Annotated in this window: 13 protein-coding genes; 7 read left to right on the forward strand and 6 right to left on the reverse strand. The window is 61.7% G+C overall.

The window, feature by feature from the left end; all coding sequences use genetic code 11:
* Positions 1 to 56 precede the first annotated feature (56 nt).
* Complete coding sequence (locus tag AC245Y_RS24655) at positions 57 to 1,598, forward strand: cation:proton antiporter (RefSeq protein ID WP_017996212.1); 1,542 nt, start codon at positions 57 to 59, stop codon at positions 1,596 to 1,598.
* 78 nt (positions 1,599 to 1,676) lie between these two features.
* Here AC245Y_RS24655 and AC245Y_RS24660 read toward each other — a convergent pair whose 3' ends face one another.
* Positions 1,677 to 2,735 (reverse strand): LacI family DNA-binding transcriptional regulator, encoded by a 1,059-nt coding sequence (locus AC245Y_RS24660; RefSeq protein ID WP_017996211.1) that lies wholly within the window; start codon positions 2,733 to 2,735, stop codon positions 1,677 to 1,679.
* 246 nt (positions 2,736 to 2,981) lie between these two features.
* Here AC245Y_RS24660 and AC245Y_RS24665 point away from each other — a divergent pair, with 246 nt between their 5' ends.
* From AC245Y_RS24665 to fba, 6 genes are all read left to right on the forward strand, one after another.
* Positions 2,982 to 3,965 (forward strand): autoinducer 2 ABC transporter substrate-binding protein, encoded by a 984-nt coding sequence (locus AC245Y_RS24665; protein WP_012755619.1) that lies wholly within the window; start codon positions 2,982 to 2,984, stop codon positions 3,963 to 3,965.
* 127 nt (positions 3,966 to 4,092) lie between these two features.
* The gene (locus tag AC245Y_RS24670; protein WP_017996210.1) at positions 4,093 to 5,607 is read left to right on the forward strand and encodes a sugar ABC transporter ATP-binding protein; all 1,515 of its coding nucleotides are present in this window, start codon (positions 4,093 to 4,095) and stop codon (positions 5,605 to 5,607) included.
* Complete coding sequence (locus tag AC245Y_RS24675; RefSeq protein WP_012755621.1) at positions 5,600 to 6,628, forward strand: ABC transporter permease; 1,029 nt, start codon at positions 5,600 to 5,602, stop codon at positions 6,626 to 6,628. Before AC245Y_RS24670 ends, AC245Y_RS24675 begins: the two co-directional genes overlap by 8 nt.
* Complete coding sequence (locus AC245Y_RS24680) at positions 6,628 to 7,614, forward strand: ABC transporter permease (RefSeq protein ID WP_017996209.1); 987 nt, start codon at positions 6,628 to 6,630, stop codon at positions 7,612 to 7,614. Before AC245Y_RS24675 ends, AC245Y_RS24680 begins: the two co-directional genes overlap by 1 nt.
* Before the next feature lie 11 nt (positions 7,615 to 7,625).
* Positions 7,626 to 8,474 carry a sugar phosphate isomerase/epimerase family protein gene (locus tag AC245Y_RS24685; RefSeq protein WP_017996208.1) on the forward strand — a complete coding sequence of 283 codons (849 nt, stop codon included), beginning with the start codon at positions 7,626 to 7,628 and terminating at the stop codon, positions 8,472 to 8,474.
* A gap of 380 nt (positions 8,475 to 8,854) precedes the next feature.
* The gene (fba, locus tag AC245Y_RS24690; RefSeq protein WP_017996207.1) at positions 8,855 to 9,919 is read left to right on the forward strand and encodes a class II fructose-bisphosphate aldolase; all 1,065 of its coding nucleotides are present in this window, start codon (positions 8,855 to 8,857) and stop codon (positions 9,917 to 9,919) included.
* Positions 9,920 to 9,926: 7 nt separating this feature from the next.
* On the opposite strand, the gene AC245Y_RS24695 is transcribed toward fba, so the two are convergent.
* From AC245Y_RS24695 to AC245Y_RS24715, 5 genes are all read right to left on the reverse strand, one after another.
* On the reverse strand, positions 9,927 to 11,678 hold the full coding sequence (locus tag AC245Y_RS24695; protein ID WP_017996206.1) for a glycerol-3-phosphate dehydrogenase/oxidase: 1,752 nt from the start codon (positions 11,676 to 11,678) through the stop codon (positions 9,927 to 9,929).
* Positions 11,679 to 11,715: 37 nt separating this feature from the next.
* Positions 11,716 to 13,245 (reverse strand): FGGY-family carbohydrate kinase, encoded by a 1,530-nt coding sequence (locus AC245Y_RS24700; protein WP_017996205.1) that lies wholly within the window; start codon positions 13,243 to 13,245, stop codon positions 11,716 to 11,718.
* Positions 13,246 to 13,282: 37 nt separating this feature from the next.
* Positions 13,283 to 14,125: a DeoR/GlpR family DNA-binding transcription regulator gene (locus AC245Y_RS24705; RefSeq protein ID WP_003562490.1), complete on the reverse strand. Its 843-nt coding sequence runs from the start codon at positions 14,123 to 14,125 to the stop codon at positions 13,283 to 13,285.
* Between the two features lie 150 nt (positions 14,126 to 14,275).
* On the reverse strand, positions 14,276 to 15,223 hold the full coding sequence (locus AC245Y_RS24710; RefSeq protein ID WP_012755626.1) for a D-ribose ABC transporter substrate-binding protein: 948 nt from the start codon (positions 15,221 to 15,223) through the stop codon (positions 14,276 to 14,278).
* Positions 15,224 to 15,334: 111 nt separating this feature from the next.
* Positions 15,335 to 16,387 (reverse strand): ABC transporter permease, encoded by a 1,053-nt coding sequence (locus AC245Y_RS24715; RefSeq protein WP_003562489.1) that lies wholly within the window; start codon positions 16,385 to 16,387, stop codon positions 15,335 to 15,337.
* Positions 16,388 to 16,393: the final 6 nt, after the last annotated feature.

Below are 16,393 nucleotides of genomic sequence, written 5' to 3' on the forward strand. Positions count from 1 at the left end.
TTTACATCGGGGTGACACCCGCTTCAATGTGCTCGAAAGCCTGCTAGTATGCTGAAATGACGTTCTTCGAAACACTCGTTGCATTGCTGGCGGTTGCCATCCTGCTGCTGCAGGTGACGCGTCGCATGCGCCTGCCCTACCCCGGCATCCTGGCTGCCGCCGGCGTCGCCGTGGCGATGTTACCCGGCGCGCCGACGATCCCGATCGATCCGCCGACGGCGCTCGCTTTGTTCATCGCGCCCGTTCTTGTCGATTCGGCCTATGACTTCGCGGTGGGCGCGGCGCGGCGCATGCTGCTGCCGTTGTTCTTCTACGCTGTTGTTGCGGTTCTCGTCACGACAGGCGTGGTCGTGTCGATCAGCATGCTGACGGTCGGGCTTCCGATTGCGGTTGCGGTTACACTCGGCGCAATTGTTTCGCCGCCCGATGCCGCCGCCGCCACGGCAGTCCTTTCCAATTTGCCGGTCGCCCGCCGCGTGGATGCTTTGCTCAAGGGAGAAAGCCTGTTCAACGACGCGACTGCGCTGCTGCTTTTCGGCGCCGCGCTGACTGTCCAGGCGCGTGGCGGACTGGATGCCGGGACGGCGCTTCAGGTGGGGTTTGCCGCACCTGGAGGGATCCTGTTCGGCATCGTCTTCGGCTTTTTTGTCTCGCGGCTTCGGCCGATAACCGAAAACACGGTCGGCGGGACCCTGCTTCAATTCGTCTACGCTTTTTCGACCTGGCTGATCGCCGAACATCTGCACCTGTCGGCTGTCCTTGCCACCGTGGCGAGCGCAATGACGCTTGCCACTCTCTCTTCGGTCAAGGATTCGCCACGGATGCGGGTGCATTCCTTCGCCGTCTGGACGACTGTCGTCTTCCTGTTGAACGTGGTGGCTTTCCTGCTGATGGGCCTGCAGGCGCGCCGCATCCTTGAGGCGATGTCGGCCGAAGAGCTTCAGCGGGCGATGGGATTTGCCGCCATCGTAGTGGTGGGCGTCATCCTGGCGCGCATGGCAATGGCGTTCCTGCTTCACGCCGTCGTCGCGTCTCGCCACCGGCGCGGCGGTGAACTGGCACCTTTCACATCCGGGGAGACCTTGCTGGTGGGTTGGGCCGGTATGCGCGGCCTCGTTACGCTGGCAACGGCATTCGCACTCCCCGCCGACTTTCCGGAACGAGACCTGGTCGGACTCACGGCCTTCGCGGTGGTGCTCGCAACGCTGGTCATTCAGGGGGCGACCCTGGCGCCGATGATCCATCTCCTGAAACTCGGTCGGCAGGCAGAAGTCCACGATGAACTCAAGGCGGCCCGAAGGTCGCTCGCCGAAGCGGCCTTTCAGCGCCTTGAGAAGGAAGACGGCACTGAGGCCGAAGCGATCCGGACGATCTGCAAGGATCATTGGACGGCATCAACCGATGCAAACAAGACCTCGCCGCCCGATCGCCGCCGCGACCTGACGATCGCCGCCGTTCTCGCCCAGCGCCAACGCCTTGAGGAATTGCGCGACACAGATCAGATCGGCGCGACGCAATATCTCGAGTTGCAGGAGGACCTGGACTGGAAGCAACTCTCCGTCGGTTCCGATGAGGATCGCCGCATCACGGAAAGCTAGATTCAGGCCGTTGTCGATGCCAACGCGATCGGGCGTCAAATCTCCGTCAGCCCAGCGGTTCCAACGAGGCGGTGCGCATTACTCGATATCCTTCAGCGCATCGAGCGGGCCGGTCAGCGCCGTGCGGGGTGGGACGAGCGTCGGCCGTACCAGATGCGTGATTGGCGGGCCGCGGCCCGCATCGAGGATCGCAAACCCCTTGGTGATCATTGCCTCGCTGTCCTGCCGGATCATGAAGACGGGGAAAGGCAGGAAGGAGCCGAAGGGATCGTAGTCATAGCAGCCGACGACGATATCGGCGAAGGTCTCGTGCGGGTGCAGCGCGAGGAAGCGCATCAGCCCTTCGAGATTGATCGAGGAATTGACGAAGAATGCGCGCGGCAGCTTTCCGTGGCCTTCGTAGAAGGCTTCGAAGGCGCGGGCCGTCATGGCGGGTGAATAGCCGGTCGGCTGGATGCAGACGTCGGGATCCGCGCCCAGCAATGCGCGCTTTACGTCCCGGAAACCGCGAATTCGCTCATGGCTGGCATGGTCGTTGCGGCCGCCGAACAGGTACAGATCGTCGGGTGAAAGCGGGCCATCCTCTTGCGAGCGCTCGATGATCGCCTGTGTCAGCATGCGCGCACCTTCATGATTGTCGCTGATGATCGACGGCGCCAGCGTGCCCGGCAGATCGATGTTGACGTGCTTCAGCCCAGCCTTTTCGCAAACCTTGTGCACGCCATCCGGATCGGTTGCGCCGGCGATGAAAAGCTCATCGATCGAATAGGAGATCAGCGTCTCGACGACCTTGCGTTCCTCCTCCGGATCGCGACAGGCACTGACGACGAGGGGGCACTGGCCACGGCTTCTGACCTGCGCCTCGAAAGACTGCGCCATGGAGGAGAAATAGCGGTTGTCGTGCACCGGCAGCAGAAGACCGACGAGACCGGAGCGGGACGAACGCAGGCCACGGGCCTGCAGGTTTGCCGTATAGCCGTGCTCGTTCGCCAGGTTCTGAATGAGCTGCGCCGTCGCCTCCTTGATACGCCTCTTCCGCCAGCTCCCGTTCAGCACGGCGCTCACGGTCGAAGGCGACGCACCGGATAGCATCGAGAGATCGTAGATCGTCGCCTTCTTCTTGCCGATGTCGGTCATATCTCGCCTTTCCTTTGTCGCTTCCCTTAGAAACAAACCCCTCTTGACGAAAGCTCTACCTTGATCGATAGTCATTGCACCATCGATTGTGCAAAAAAGAAAGATCGATTGTGCAAAAGATGGTTCGCCGGAGGAGGCGGGATGGGAGGCAAGGGTATTCCCTCGCCAAGAAGCAACCAGGAAAAACCTGCCGCGAACCGGCCGGTGGTCGTCGTTCGTATGAGCGACCTTTGAGGAGGAGTGAGGATGAGGAGCCTTATCGTAGCGGCATTTGCCGCATCGCTGTCGCTTGCCGGGGCGGTGGTCGCGTTTGCGCAGGACGCGCCGAAAGTCGGCGTTGTCGTCAAGATCGGCGGCATTCCCTGGTTCAACGCGATGGAAGCCGGCATCAAGGAACAGGGTAAGAAACTGGGCGTCGATGCCTTCATGATTGGCCCGACCAGCGCCGACCCGGCGCTGCAGGTGCGCGCCATCGAAGACCTGATCGCCCAGGGCGTCAAGGTTATCGGCGTGGTCCCGAACGATGCCAAGGTGCTCGAGCCCGTACTCACCAAGGCGCAAGCCGCCGGCATCAAGGTCATTACGCATGAATCGCCCTCGCAGAAGGGCGCCGACTGGAATTTCGAACTCGCATCGGCCACCGGTTTTGGTGAAGCGCATGGCAAGCTGCTCGCTGAGAAAATGGGCGGCAAAGGCGAATATGCCGTCTTCGTCGGTTCGCTGACCGTGCCGCTCCACAATGCCTGGGCGGACGCTGCAATCGCCTATATCAAGGCAAACTACCCAGACATGAAACTCGTCGGCGAGCGCTACGGCGTGGCGGAAGACGTCGACAAGAGCCGCTCGACGGCGCTCGATCTCATCGCTGCGCATCCGGATCTGACCGGCTTCCTCGCCTTCGGCAGCCAGGGTCCGATCGGCGCCGGGCGCGCTATCGAGGAACGCCGCAAGACGGGCAAGATCTTCGTGCTCGGCCCGTTCTCGCCAGGCCAAGGCCTGAAGCTGATCAAATCAGGTGCGATATCGGGCGGCTTCATGTGGAATCCGAAACAGGCCGGCGAAGTCTTCGTCACGCTCGCCGATCGCCTGATCAAGGGCGAGAGCGTCAAGGAAGGTGATGACATTCCGGGTCTCGGCGTGATCAAGCCTGTTGGTAACGACATCATCGTCGATCAGCTGCTGCCGATCAACAAGGATACGGTCGACGACCTGGCCGCTATGGGCCTCTGAAGAGGCCCCCTCCCCGGATGTCGGGCCGGTCCATGTCGACCGGCCCGGCGTTCGGGAAAAGAGAGCGGTATTCGGCCATGGCCGGACCATTGATCTTTCATGGCATTCGACTGGACAGGCAACCGGCATGAGCACGGCAACGGATGATGGTGTGAAGGCCCAGCCGCTTCTTTCGCTTCGCGGCATCAACATGACATTCGGCGGTGTGAAAGCGCTGAAAAACGTCTCCTTCGAAGTCTTGCCCGGCGAAGTGCATTGCCTCGCCGGTGAAAATGGCTCCGGCAAGAGCACGCTGATCAAGGTGATCTCCGGCGTCTATCGGCCTGCTGACGGCGCCGAGATCGTCTTCGACGGCGAGACGATATCCCACATGACGCCAGGCATGGCCCAGTCCCGCGGCATCCAGATCATCTGGCAGGACCTCGCGCTCTTTCCGGAGATGAGCGTGGCTGAGAATATCGCCTTCCAGACCCTTTCCGGTTCGCGCCCGCGCTTCGTCAATTATGCCGCGATCCGCAGGGTAGCCGAGGACGCGCTCGCCCGGCTCGGCATCACCCTCGACGTCGACAGACCCCTCAAGGACTTCGCCATCGCCCAGCGCCAGATCGTCGCAATCGCCCGCGCGCTGGTCGGAGAGGCCCGCATCGTCTTCATGGACGAGCCGACCGCCTCGCTCACTCAGTCCGAGACCGATCATCTGCTGGCGATCGTGCGCACGCTGTCGGCTTCGGGCGTTGCCGTGGTCTTCGTCAGCCATCGTCTTGCGGAAGTGCTGGAAATCTCCTCGCGCATTACGGTGCTGCGCGATGGCGCGCTGGTCGGGGTCTATCCGGTGGAGGGCATGACCCAGTCTAAGGTCACCGAGCTAATGACCGGGCGCACCTTCGACCAGAACGTTCGCGCCCGCGACCGATCGCAGAACCCGGTCCTGCTCTCCGTCAGCAAGCTTTCCCGGGCTGGCGAGTTCGAGGACATTTCCTTCGATCTGCGCCGTGGCGAAACGCTCGGGATCACCGGCCTGCTCGGCGCAGGGCGCACCGAACTTGCGCTGACGCTCTTCGGCATGCGCCGTCCCGCCGCCGGAACGATCGTGCTGGAGGGAAAGCCGATGCGCTTTGCCTCCAACCGCGAGGCGATCACATCAGGTGTCGCCTATCTCTCCGAAGACCGCCTTTCGCTTGGTCTCAACCAGCCGCAATCCATCGCCGACAATCTGGTCATGGCCTCGCTCAACCGTATCCTGGGCGGCCGGCTCATTTCGCCGGAAAAGAAGCGCGCGCTCGTCGCGCGCTGGATCGCCGATCTCGGCATCAGGATCGGCAAGCAGGACGATGCGATCTCGACGCTTTCGGGCGGCAACCAGCAGCGCGTCGCGATCGCCAAATGGCTCGCCACCGATCCAAAAGTGTTGATCCTCGATGCGCCCACGGTCGGCGTCGATGTCGGCGCGCGCGCCGGCATCTTCGAAATCGTTGCGCGTCTGGCCGAGACGGGGCTTGCGATCATCCTCATCTCGGACGAGGTGCCGGAGGTCTATTTCAACGCCGATCGGATCGTCCATATGGAAAAGGGCCGGATCGCCGGCTGGCACGATCCCCGCACGACCACACTGAAGGACCTGGAGGCGGCGGTCTATGCGTAAGCTGTTTCTGGCCTATACGACCGAATTCGTGCTGTTTGCCGTCATCATCGCGATGAGTGTTGTCCTCGCTTTTACGACCGACCGCTTCTTCACGCTCGGGAATGGGTTCGACCTGCTTAATATCAGCGCGGTCAACATCATCTTTGCCGTCGGCCTGCTCGTGGTGCTGATATCAGGTGGGATTGACATCTCCTTCGCCGTCGCCGCCTCGATCGTACAATATGTCACCGCACTTGCGCTCGAGAGGATCGGCGGCGGCGGCTGGCTATCCGGCTTCCTGATTGCGGCCGGCATCGGCATCGTGCTCGGCATGATCAACGCCTTCCTGATTCATCGCTTCCGCATCATCTCGATCGTCGCGACGATTGCCACCTTCAACGTCTATTTCGGCCTGCTGATGTTCTTCACCAAGGGCGTGTCTATCTACAATCTGCCCGACTGGCTGACGAGCCGCGTCATTATCTACGAGCGCGAAATGGCCGATGGGAGCTGGGCTGAGATCACCTTGCCGGTTGTCGTCATGGCCGTCTGCACGCTCGCCACCTGGTTCTTCATTACCCGCACGACGACCGGACGGCAGCTCTATGCCTTCGGCGACAATCCGGAAGGCGCGCGCCGCTTCGGCATCAATATCGGCGCCATGCAGTTCATCGCCTTCGGCTGGCTTGGATTGATGGCAGGCATCGCCGGGCTCATGCAGGCGCATTATGCGCAGGAGGTGGTGCCGAACGCACTGTATGGCCGCGAGCTCGATGTCCTGGCCGCAGTGGTGCTCGGTGGGGCGCGGCTGGGCGGCGGCAAGGGCTCCGTGCTCGGTTGCGTGCTGGGCGTGCTGCTCGTCTCGATCACCCAGAACGGCCTTAACCTAATGGGTGTCTCGCCCTTCGCCTTCAAGATGATCGTCGGCGCGATCATCCTCGTTGCGATCACCTTGTCGAGCGCCCGCATCGGCAATCTGGTGCCGGTGTTTGCGACCCGCAAATCGACCGGTGACAGGACTGTAGACAGAGGAGAGAGCTGATGGACGCGCTCGCCGCCCGCTTCAACGCCATCTTCGGGGCCGACATGGCAGGTCCCCTCGCCGCGCTGGCGGCGGTGCTTGTCGTCTTCGGCTTCGCCTCGCCGCATTTCCTGACGGGCGCGACCTTCGGATCGGTCGCCTTTCAGCTTCCCGAGCTTGGCGTCCTGACGCTTGCCATGCTGATGCCGATCCTCACCGGCGGCCTCAACCTTGCAATCACCTTCACCGCCAACATCGCCGGCCTGACGCTCGCCTGGACGCTGGAGGCCAATGGCGGCATCGATGCCGGCCCGGGCGCCTTTTTGCTCGGTTCGGCTCTGGCGCTTGCCGTCGGCGCGGCAAGCGGCCTGGTCATGGGCCTCGTCATCGCTTTTACCCGCGCCCATCCGATCCTCGTTTCGCTGTCGATGATGATCTTCCTGCGCGGCCTCGGCGAGTTTCTGACGCGCGGCGGCGATATCTCGGGCTTTCCCACCTTCGTCGCTCCGATCGGCCACGGCAGCGTCCTCGGCATCCCGGTCCCGTTGTTGATCCTGATCGCCTGCGTGATCGCCAGCCACATCCTGCTCTCGCGCTCCAAGCTCGGCTTTTCCACCTATATGATCGGCTCCAATATCGAGTCTGCCCGCTATTCTGGCATCAACACCCGCAAGGTCCTGGTGCTGGTCTATATGCTTTCCGGGGTTATGGCTGCGGTTGCCGGCATTATTATGCTTGCGCGGTTCAATTCGGTGCGTGTCGGCCACGGCGAATCCTATCTGCTGATCACCGTGCTCGCCTGCTTTCTCGGCGGCATCAATCCCTTCGGCGGCTTCGGCCGCGTCCTGCCCGTCTTCGTGGCGCTCATCGTGCTGCAGCTCCTCTCTTCGGGGCTCAACCTGCTCGGCGCCAACCAGCACCTCACCACTGCCGTCTGGGGCATCCTGCTCATCGTCGTGATGGTGCTGCGCTGGCTCTCGGCCAAGTTCATCAAAATCGTCAAATAGGAGATACGACCATGGAAGGTTTCGGCGTTCACACCAGCATGTGGACCATGAACTGGGATCGCGCAGGCGCCGAAAAGGCAATCGCCGGAGCCGTGCACTACAAGATGGACTTCATCGAGATCGCGCTGCTCAACGCGCCGGCCGTCGATGCCAAACACACCCGCGACCTGCTTGAAAAGAACGAGCTGCGCGCCGTCTGCTCGCTCGGCCTGCCGGAGCACGCCTGGGCCTCCGTCCGCCCGGATGCGGCGATCGAGCACCTGAAGGTTGCTATCGAAAAGACTGCGGAAATGAACGCCGAGGCGCTCTCGGGAGTCATCTTCGGCGGCATCGGCGAGCGCACCGGCCTGCCACCGACGCAAGGCGAATACGACAACATCGCCAAGGTGCTCGACGCAGCAGCAAAACACGCGAGGAAGTACGGCGTCCAGCTCGGCGTCGAGGCCGTGAACCGCTATGAGAACCACCTGATCAACTCGGCGCAGCAGGCCGTCGATATGGTGGAGCGTGTCGGCGCGGACAACGTCTTCGTTCACCTCGACACCTACCACATGAATATCGAGGAGAAGGGTGCGGCAAACGGCATCCTGATCGCCCACGACCACCTCAAGTATATCCATCTTTCCGAAAGCGACCGAGGCACGCCGGGCTACGGCAATATTCCTTGGGATGCGATCTACGCCGCGCTCGCCGCAATCGGCTTCAAGGGCGGACTTGCGATGGAGAGCTTCATCAATATGCCGCCCGAGGTCGCCTATGGCCTGGCCGTCTGGCGCCCCGTCGCACGCGATATGGAAGAGGTCATGGACAAGGGCCTGCCATTCCTGCGCAACAAGGCGGAACAATATGGTCTTATCTGACCCCAGTTGCCGGATGTCGCCCATTCGGTTGCATCAGCTTTAGATCGAGGCTGATGCTGGCCGTCTGCCATTGGTCACAAGCCGCAACCGTAGCGTCCACATGGGGCGTTTGACTGAAGAGATCTCGCCATCGCTGGCAGAGGACCGTGTCGGCGGCCCGCCTCTTCAGCACATCCCCTGAATATCACTTGGCCTCGGGCAGGCGAAATGACTGTCAAGAAATATCATACTGTTTGTGATATTGTTATTATTGCTTGTTACATTCTTCCTCCTATGCCATTTTGCCTATTAAAATAAGAGGCTTGAACGGCTCACGCCCGGGCTCTAGTTTCAAAGAGATGGCGGCGTTTCGATCGACCATCGATATGGGGGAATCTTGGATGGCACGCATTACGCTGAGGCAACTGCTCGACCGTGCTGCGGAGGAAGGCTACGGCGTTCCCGCTTTCAACATCAACAACATGGAGCAGGCGCTCGCCATCATGGAAGCCGCCGACGCGTGTCATGCGCCGGTTATCATGCAGGCGTCGCGCGGAGCCCGCGCCTACGCCCATGACATCATGCTGAAGCATATGATGGATGCCGTCGTTGAAATCTATCCGCATATTCCGGTCTGCGTGCATCTCGATCACGGCAATGATCCCTCCAACTGCATGACGGCGATCCAGGCGGGCTTCACCTCGGTGATGATGGATGGTTCGCTGAAGGCCGACGCCAAAACGCCCGCCGACTGGGCCTATAATGTCGGCGTCACCAAGATGGTGACCGATATGGCGCATTTCGGCGGCATCTCGGTGGAAGGCGAACTCGGCGTTCTCGGTTCTCTCGAGACCGGCATGGGCGAGGCCGAGGACGGCCACGGCGCCGAGGGCAAGCTTTCGCACGACCAGCTGCTGACCGATCCAGACGAAGCCGTGAAGTTCGTGCGTGAAACCAAGGTTGATGCGCTTGCCATCGCGATGGGCACATCGCATGGCGCCTACAAGTTCACCCGCAAGCCGGACGGTTCGGTGCTGGCGATGAACGTCATCGAAGAAATTCACCGTAAGCTCCCGAACACGCATCTTGTCATGCATGGCTCGTCCTCGGTCCCGATCGAGCTGCAGGAGATCATCAACAAGTATGGCGGCCAGATGAAGCCGACATGGGGAGTGCCGGTCGAGGAAATCCAGCGCGGCATCAAGAATGGCGTGCGCAAGGTCAATATCGACACCGATGGCAGAATGGCGATGACCGGTCAGATCCGCCGCGTGCTGCAGGAAGACCCAAGCGAGTTCGACCCGCGCAAATATCTGAAGCCGGCAATGACGGCGCTGACCAAGCTCTGCAAGGAGCGGTTCGAACAGTTCGGCACTGCCGGCATGGCGGGCCGCATCACGCCGCTTCCCGTTTCGGAAATGGCGAAGCGTTATAAATCCGGTTCCCTCGATCCGGCTTTCTCTTGAAACTGGGTTAGCCTGAGGCCGGGCGGGGTGCCTTTTCCGGCTCGGCGGCCGCAGGCTTGCCCGTCAGCGTTTGGCCGTGGAAACGGCTCAGCTGGCTGACAACCTCCTGGATTTCGCTTGCCGTGCGTTCGCCGTCCCAGCCCAGCGCTGCCTCAGCAACGCCGGCGATTTCCCGCAAGCCTTCCAGCGTCAACCGACCCTGGATCGCAAGCGTCGTGCGGCGCATCACGATGTCCGACAGGTGGATAACGAGTTCATTCCGGGCAATCCAGTCGATCTCGCGGAGGCTGTAATGCGGCGCACCCGTCAGGCGCTGTTCGTCGGAATAGCTTGAAGGGGAAGAAAGCAGGGCCGTTGCCGTCGTGCCGTAGCGGCCGAGCAGTTCGTCGGCTCGCTCGGCAACAACAGCGCCGCGCGCCGCGGCATCGCTGATCCAGGCGTGACGCTGCTCAGCATCCGCCGGAAAGGCCTTACCGCCGCCGATCGCCAGATAGCGTGTCGAATGGCTGCGGCGGCGCTGTAGCCGGGAGAGAACGGTGTCGGCGACCTCTTCCGCAAATCCGCGGAACGTCGTCCACTTGCCGCCGACCAGTGAAACGATCGGAAACGGTCTGCCGCTTTCTGGCTCCTTTACCGGCGCGGAGTGATCGCGGCTGATCAGCCCCGGTGCTGTCGCATCCGATGCCGGCAGCGGGCGGATGCCGCTATAGCTGTAAACGATCTGATCGCGATCGAAGCGAAGCGTCGGCAGCAGCGAGCGGATGCTTTCGAGGAAATACTCCGTTTCCGGCTCCTCGCAGGAGACATTGTCCGGATCACCGGCCGGAATGTCGGTCGACCCGACCAGTGCCAGCCCGAGATAGTCGTAGACCAGGCAAATGCGGCCGTCGTCGGCCTCGAAATAGATCATATGGCCGTTGAGGCTTCGCACCAATTCGGGATGGTTAAGCAGGATATGGGAACCCTTGGTGCCGCCGATCAGCCGCGATGGAGCGCCGAGCAAAGTGTTGACCTGATCGATCCAGGGACCTGCCGCATTGACGACCAGCTTGGGAGCGACGCTGAACTCGCGGCCATCGGGCTGACGGAAGGTCAAACGCCCTTCTGAAACGGCAGCCAGTGTCGCGAAATTTGCCGTGAGGCTTCTCGCGTTCGCGTCGAGACCATCACGCACGAGCTCATAGACGAGCCGCTCCGGCCTGCTGATCTTGGCGTCGTAATAGATGCCGCCGGCGACGATGGCGGGGGTAATATGCGGCATTTCTCTGCGCGCCTGTTTCTTCAGGATCAGCCGGTGGCGCGGCATGACCTGATCGCGCGAACCGAAGAAGTCGTAGAGCCGAAGCCCGATCTTGATGAGAACCGCACCACGGCTGCGTGGCGCCGTCTTCGACCCAAAGAGCGTCCGGATCGCTGCCCAGATGCCGCGGGTCCAGGAAAAGACCGGAATGAAGGTCGGCAGCGGCTCGACGCAATGCGGCGCGTTCTTGAGCAGGAGGTTGCGCTCAAGCGTCGACTGCGCAACCAGTCCGAACTCACCCGTTTCCAGATATTTCAGGCCGCCGTGAATAAGCCGCGATGGTGCGGCGCTCGTGCCGGAGCCAAAGTCGGCCTTGTCGACGATCAGGCAATTGACACCCTGTAGTGAGAGGTCGCGGAACAGGCCGGCACCGTTGATGCCCGCCCCGATGATCAAAACGTCGATATCGTTCTCGCCGAGATTCGAGAAGCGCTGCTGCAAATCGGAGGTCATGCTCATCGTCCTAAATCGCCCGCCGCAGCAGGCATCTATCTTTTCAGTTTGCCGATTGCTCCGGCGCAAGCGCGGCAATCCTAGGCCAAAGGGGGACCATCGCGTCGGCAATGTCGCGGAACACCTGATAACGCTTTTCATAATCCGCGCTGCGCACTGCATCCGGCCGGCAAGTCTTCGCGATGGAGGCGGTGTCGCGCGGATCGCTCTGCGGATCGGCAAAGATACCCACGCCCGAGCCGGCACAAAGCGCAGCACCCCAGGCGGCCGCCTCATCCGTCTCGGTTACCGTCACTGGCATGCCAAGCACATCGGCAAACATCTGCACGACGGCAGGATTGCGCGAGACGCCCCCGGCGAGCCGCACCTGATCGAAGGCAAAGCCGTCGCGAAGCGCATCGACATGGATGCGATGATTGAAAGCGATGCCTTCAAGCACGGCGCGCAGCATGTCGCCGCGGTCGTGCCATCCACCGAGCCCGAAGAAACCGGCGCTGGCGGCTGCGCCATAAGGCGAGCCGAACAGATAGGGATGGAAGAGCGCCGTCGAGGGGCGCTCGAAGGCGGCGTCGATCTCGGGCGCCAGCAGGGCGTGGATCGAGTTGCCTTGGACCTCGCCATTCGTTCGCTCGGCAGCGCAGAGCGTATCCAGAAACCAGTCGTAATTGGCTGTCGATGCCGGGGAGATCGACATGCTGTTCCAGATCCCGGGCGCAATCCCGTTGCGGCAGAACCAGCGCCGATCGACACGCGGTTCCGACGAAAGCGTCTCGTTGATCGAATAGGTCCCGGCAATGACCGCGACAACGCCCTTGGCATAGCCCCCTGCCCCGAGCGCCGAGGCGGTGACATCGTGCAGACCGGCAACGACAGGCGTCCCTTCGGCAAGGCCCGTCAGCTGCGCGGCTTCACGGGTCACGCGTCCGACCATCTGGTCGGAGCACGAGGCTGGTGGCAGGGCGTGGACGAGATCCTGCAATCCAAACAGCCGCAGGGCGTCCTCACTGTAGTTCTGCGTTTTGACATTGGTGAAGGAGGTGCTGGCTTCGGTGCGGTCCGTACCGATGATCCCGGTCAGGCAGAACCGCAGCCAGTCCTTGCAGCTGCAGAAATGGCCAATGCGCTTGTAGCGCTCAGGCTCCATGTCGCGGATCCAGGCAAGCAAGGCCGATGGAGCGGAGACATGCGGGATCTGCCCGGTCAGCTCGATCGCCAGGTCGGCGACATCGCTCTGCGTCCACCGGTCGACGATCGCCCCTGCCCGGCTGTCCAGCGAAAGAATGGCCCGGCCGAGCGGCTTTTGGGCGTGATCGAGCAGGTAGATGCCGTCTCCATGTGCGGTAGCGGCAATGCCCTCTATGTCGCTTGCCGGTCGCCCGCTGAGCGAAATCGCTTCGCGGATGGCATCGGCCGTCGCGTTCCACAATTCATCCATGTCACGCTCGATATGGCGGGCCTTCGGAATGAACTGCGTGACGCGGCGCCGGGCGGCTGCAAGCGGCGTGCCGTCGATATCGAAGATGACCGCCTTGGTGACTGTCAAACCACTATCGATCCCGAGCAGTGTCGGCATTTAAATTTACCTCACGAGGAGCAACGGGCCGGCGCCGTCAGGAGCGCCCTCCGGCGCCCTTGGCGATGACCACGTTGATATCTCTGGACCGCATGCGGTCGATGTGCACCGGCTGGGTCTTGTCGTCGACGATAACGACGTCGAACTCATCCAGTGCTGCGAAACTGTGGAGCGCACGCCGTTCGAACTTGGTATGATCGGCAAGCAGGATGCGCTTTACGGAGCAGTCGAACATGGCGCGCTTGGTATCGACTGTCTCGGGAGACTGGTGCAGCACCGTGCCATCGCTGATCGCCGACATCGAGATGAATGCGACATCTGCCCTGAGAGCCTTGATCTCGTTGATGGTCATGCGACCCATGAAGGCATTGCACCAATTGTAATATTGGCCGCCGAGGGCGAGCAGCGTCACGTCGTGCAGGCCCGTCAGCGCATTCATCAGGGTCAGGGAATTGGTAATTGCGGTGACCGGTACCTTCGAAGGCAAATGCGCCGCCATCTGAAGTACCGTGGTCGAGTCATCGAAAAAGATCGCCTGTCCCGGTTCGACGAATTGCATTGCCGCCTCGGCGATCAGCTTCTTTTCCGCCGACTGGCGGTTGGAGCGGTAGACGTCGCTGGATTCGATGAGATTGGTCGCCGCCGCAGTGACGATGCCGCGTGTCTTCCTGAAGAGGCCGCGGCTGACGAGTTCATCGACATCGCGGTGAGCCGTCATCAGGCTGATCCCAAAGCGGTCGGTCAGGTCTTCAATCCGCATCGAGCCTTCACCCATCACGGCTTCTGCAATCATGCGGCGGCGCGCAATCTGGCGCGTCTGCCGGCTGTCGCTGGTGAGCTGGTCCAACAGATCGTCGTCCCGGCTGGTCTTCTGTGTCACGGGTCACCCCTGTCGCTGAATAATGGATCCCAGCTTCGTACAGCGATTGCCGCGCCAAGGCAAAAAGGCGAAACACAACTGGCGGTTGGACCGCCGGCCATAGCTTCGAGCATGAAAATGAGGGCGCTCTTGCGAGCGCCCTTTACCGTTTTACTGCGACAGGACGAACGGGCCAGTGTATTTGTCGATGTTGTCCTTGGTGATCAACAGGCAATCGAAGAGCTGCTTCTCGCTCTTGGCACCCGTGTTACCCGTCTTGATCAGATTGTCGGCCTGCTTGACCGCTTCTTCGGAAAAGACGGCAACCGGTTGGAGGACGGTGTATTGGAGTTCGCCCGCCTTGATGGCAGCAACGGCATCCGGTGAACCGTCGAAGCCGCCGACCTTCACATTGGCGAGCTTGCCGGCTTCCTTGAGTGCGGCAATCGCACCAAGCGCCATTTCGTCATTGCCCGAGATGACGCCGACGATATCCGGGTTGGCCTGCAGCATGGACTGCATCTTGTTGTGGCCCTGGGTGCGGTCCCAGTTGGCAACTTCCTTGGCGACCTTCTTCAGATCCGGATACTGCGAAAGGACAGTCTCGTAGCCATTCGACCGCGTTGCCGCGTTGTTGTCGGACGGAGCGCCGAAGAGTTCGGCATAGTTGCCCTTGTCGCCGATTGCTTCGACCCATTGCTGTGCGCCGAGGGCGGCGCCCTGTGCGTTGTTGGAAACAAGCTGCGCCTTGGCCAGGCCTTCCTGGTTGATTTCGGCGTTGACGAGGATGACCGGGATGCCGGCAGCAACGGCCTTCTTGACCGCACCGACGGAACCGTCGGCGTTTGCCGGGTCGAGGATAATCGCCACCGACTTGTTGGTGATCGCCGTATCGATCAGGTTGCTTTCGGTATTGGTGTCACCCTTGTGGGCGTTGACCGAGGCCGTATAGCCGAGCTTCTCGGCGGTTGCCTTGGCGACATTGCCTTCCGTCAGCCAATAGGGATTCGACGGATCGTTGACGATGATCGTCATCATGCCCGCTGCCCAAGCCGAGCTTGCCAGAAGCGGTGCTACGGCCGCGGCGGCCAGAAGTATGCGCATGCCTTTCTTAAACATAGTCTCTCTCCCATTCGTGAGCTCAGTTATTGCCGGTGATCCGGCGTTGCTTTCCCCAATCGGCTTTCTGGACTCCAGGCTGCCGTCGTGGATAAGTTTCGGTCTCAGCCGTCAGGACGATTTGACCCGGCGGCCGTATTGGATGCTGTTCATGAGGACGGCGAGAACGATCACAGCGCCGGTAAATACTGTCTGCCAGTAGGCCGAGACACCGATGATCACGAGGCCGTCCGAAAGGAAACCGATGACGAAGGCGCCGAGCATCGTGCCGCGAACCGTACCGCGGCCGCCGGTCAGCGCCGCGCCGCCGATGACCACGGCTGCGATCGCCGTCAGCTCGTAGGTTGTGCCTGCCGTCGGGCCGGCGGAGGTCAGCTGCGAGGAGAGGACCAGGCCGGCGATTGCGGCACAGACGCCCGAAAGCACATAGACGATGATCTTCACGCGCTTCACCGGAACGCCGGAGAGATCGGCAGCACGCTCGTTCCCACCTGAGGCGTAGAGCCAGCGGCCGAAGGCGGTGCGGCTCAGCACGATGCCGCAAATGATGGCGAGAACCGCAAGCACGATGACGCCGATCGGAATGCCTGCGAGGCGGTTGAAGCCGAGCCAGTCGAAGCCGGTATTGCCGAGTTCCGGACGGCCACCGAGATTGTTGTAGGTCAGGCCGTTTGTCATCAAGAGCGCGATACCGCGGGCGACGTAGAGCACGCCGAGCGAGGCGACGAAGGCCGGCACCTTGAGATAGGCGATCAGCACGCCGTTGACCGCACCGACCAGCGCGCCGAGCGCACATGTGATGACGACGACGGCCCAGACCGGCGGGTAGAGGATGACGCCGAAATAGGTGAGCGTGACGCCGTGCATCAGGAAACCGGCAATGCAACCCGCAAGCCCCAGTGTCGAGCCGACCGACAGATCGATGCCGCCATTGAGGATAACGAGCAGCATGCCGATCGCCAGAATGCCGAAGATCGCGACGTGCGACGCCATGATCAGGAAGTTGTTCAGCGTGAAGTAATAGGGCGACAGGAACGAGAAGACCGCGATGATGACGATCAGCGCGAAGAAGGCCCGGCCCTCCAGGATGAGACGCACGATATTGGTGTTGCGCTTCGGCCCGCTGGAAACTGATTTCTTTTCGGTGACGTTCGTGACTGACATAATCAG

Source organism: Rhizobium sp. SRDI943, from assembly GCF_057653695.1.

Excerpts from the sequence above, each read along its gene's own strand:
- AC245Y_RS24655 (WP_017996212.1), top strand. The coding sequence starts at position 57 with ATGACGTTCTTCGAAACACTCGTTGCATTGCTGGCGGTTGCCATCCTG.
- AC245Y_RS24660 (WP_017996211.1), bottom strand. The coding sequence starts at position 2,735 with ATGACCGACATCGGCAAGAAGAAGGCGACGATCTACGATCTCTCGATG.
- AC245Y_RS24665 (WP_012755619.1), top strand. The coding sequence starts at position 2,982 with ATGAGGAGCCTTATCGTAGCGGCATTTGCCGCATCGCTGTCGCTTGCC.
- AC245Y_RS24670 (WP_017996210.1), top strand. The coding sequence starts at position 4,093 with ATGAGCACGGCAACGGATGATGGTGTGAAGGCCCAGCCGCTTCTTTCG.
- AC245Y_RS24675 (WP_012755621.1), top strand. The coding sequence starts at position 5,600 with ATGCGTAAGCTGTTTCTGGCCTATACGACCGAATTCGTGCTGTTTGCC.
- AC245Y_RS24680 (WP_017996209.1), top strand. The coding sequence starts at position 6,628 with ATGGACGCGCTCGCCGCCCGCTTCAACGCCATCTTCGGGGCCGACATG.
- AC245Y_RS24685 (WP_017996208.1), top strand. The coding sequence starts at position 7,626 with ATGGAAGGTTTCGGCGTTCACACCAGCATGTGGACCATGAACTGGGAT.
- fba (WP_017996207.1), top strand. The coding sequence starts at position 8,855 with ATGGCACGCATTACGCTGAGGCAACTGCTCGACCGTGCTGCGGAGGAA.
- AC245Y_RS24695 (WP_017996206.1), bottom strand. The coding sequence starts at position 11,678 with ATGAGCATGACCTCCGATTTGCAGCAGCGCTTCTCGAATCTCGGCGAG.
- AC245Y_RS24700 (WP_017996205.1), bottom strand. The coding sequence starts at position 13,245 with ATGCCGACACTGCTCGGGATCGATAGTGGTTTGACAGTCACCAAGGCG.
- AC245Y_RS24710 (WP_012755626.1), bottom strand. The coding sequence starts at position 15,223 with ATGTTTAAGAAAGGCATGCGCATACTTCTGGCCGCCGCGGCCGTAGCA.
- AC245Y_RS24715 (WP_003562489.1), bottom strand. The coding sequence starts at position 16,387 with ATGTCAGTCACGAACGTCACCGAAAAGAAATCAGTTTCCAGCGGGCCG.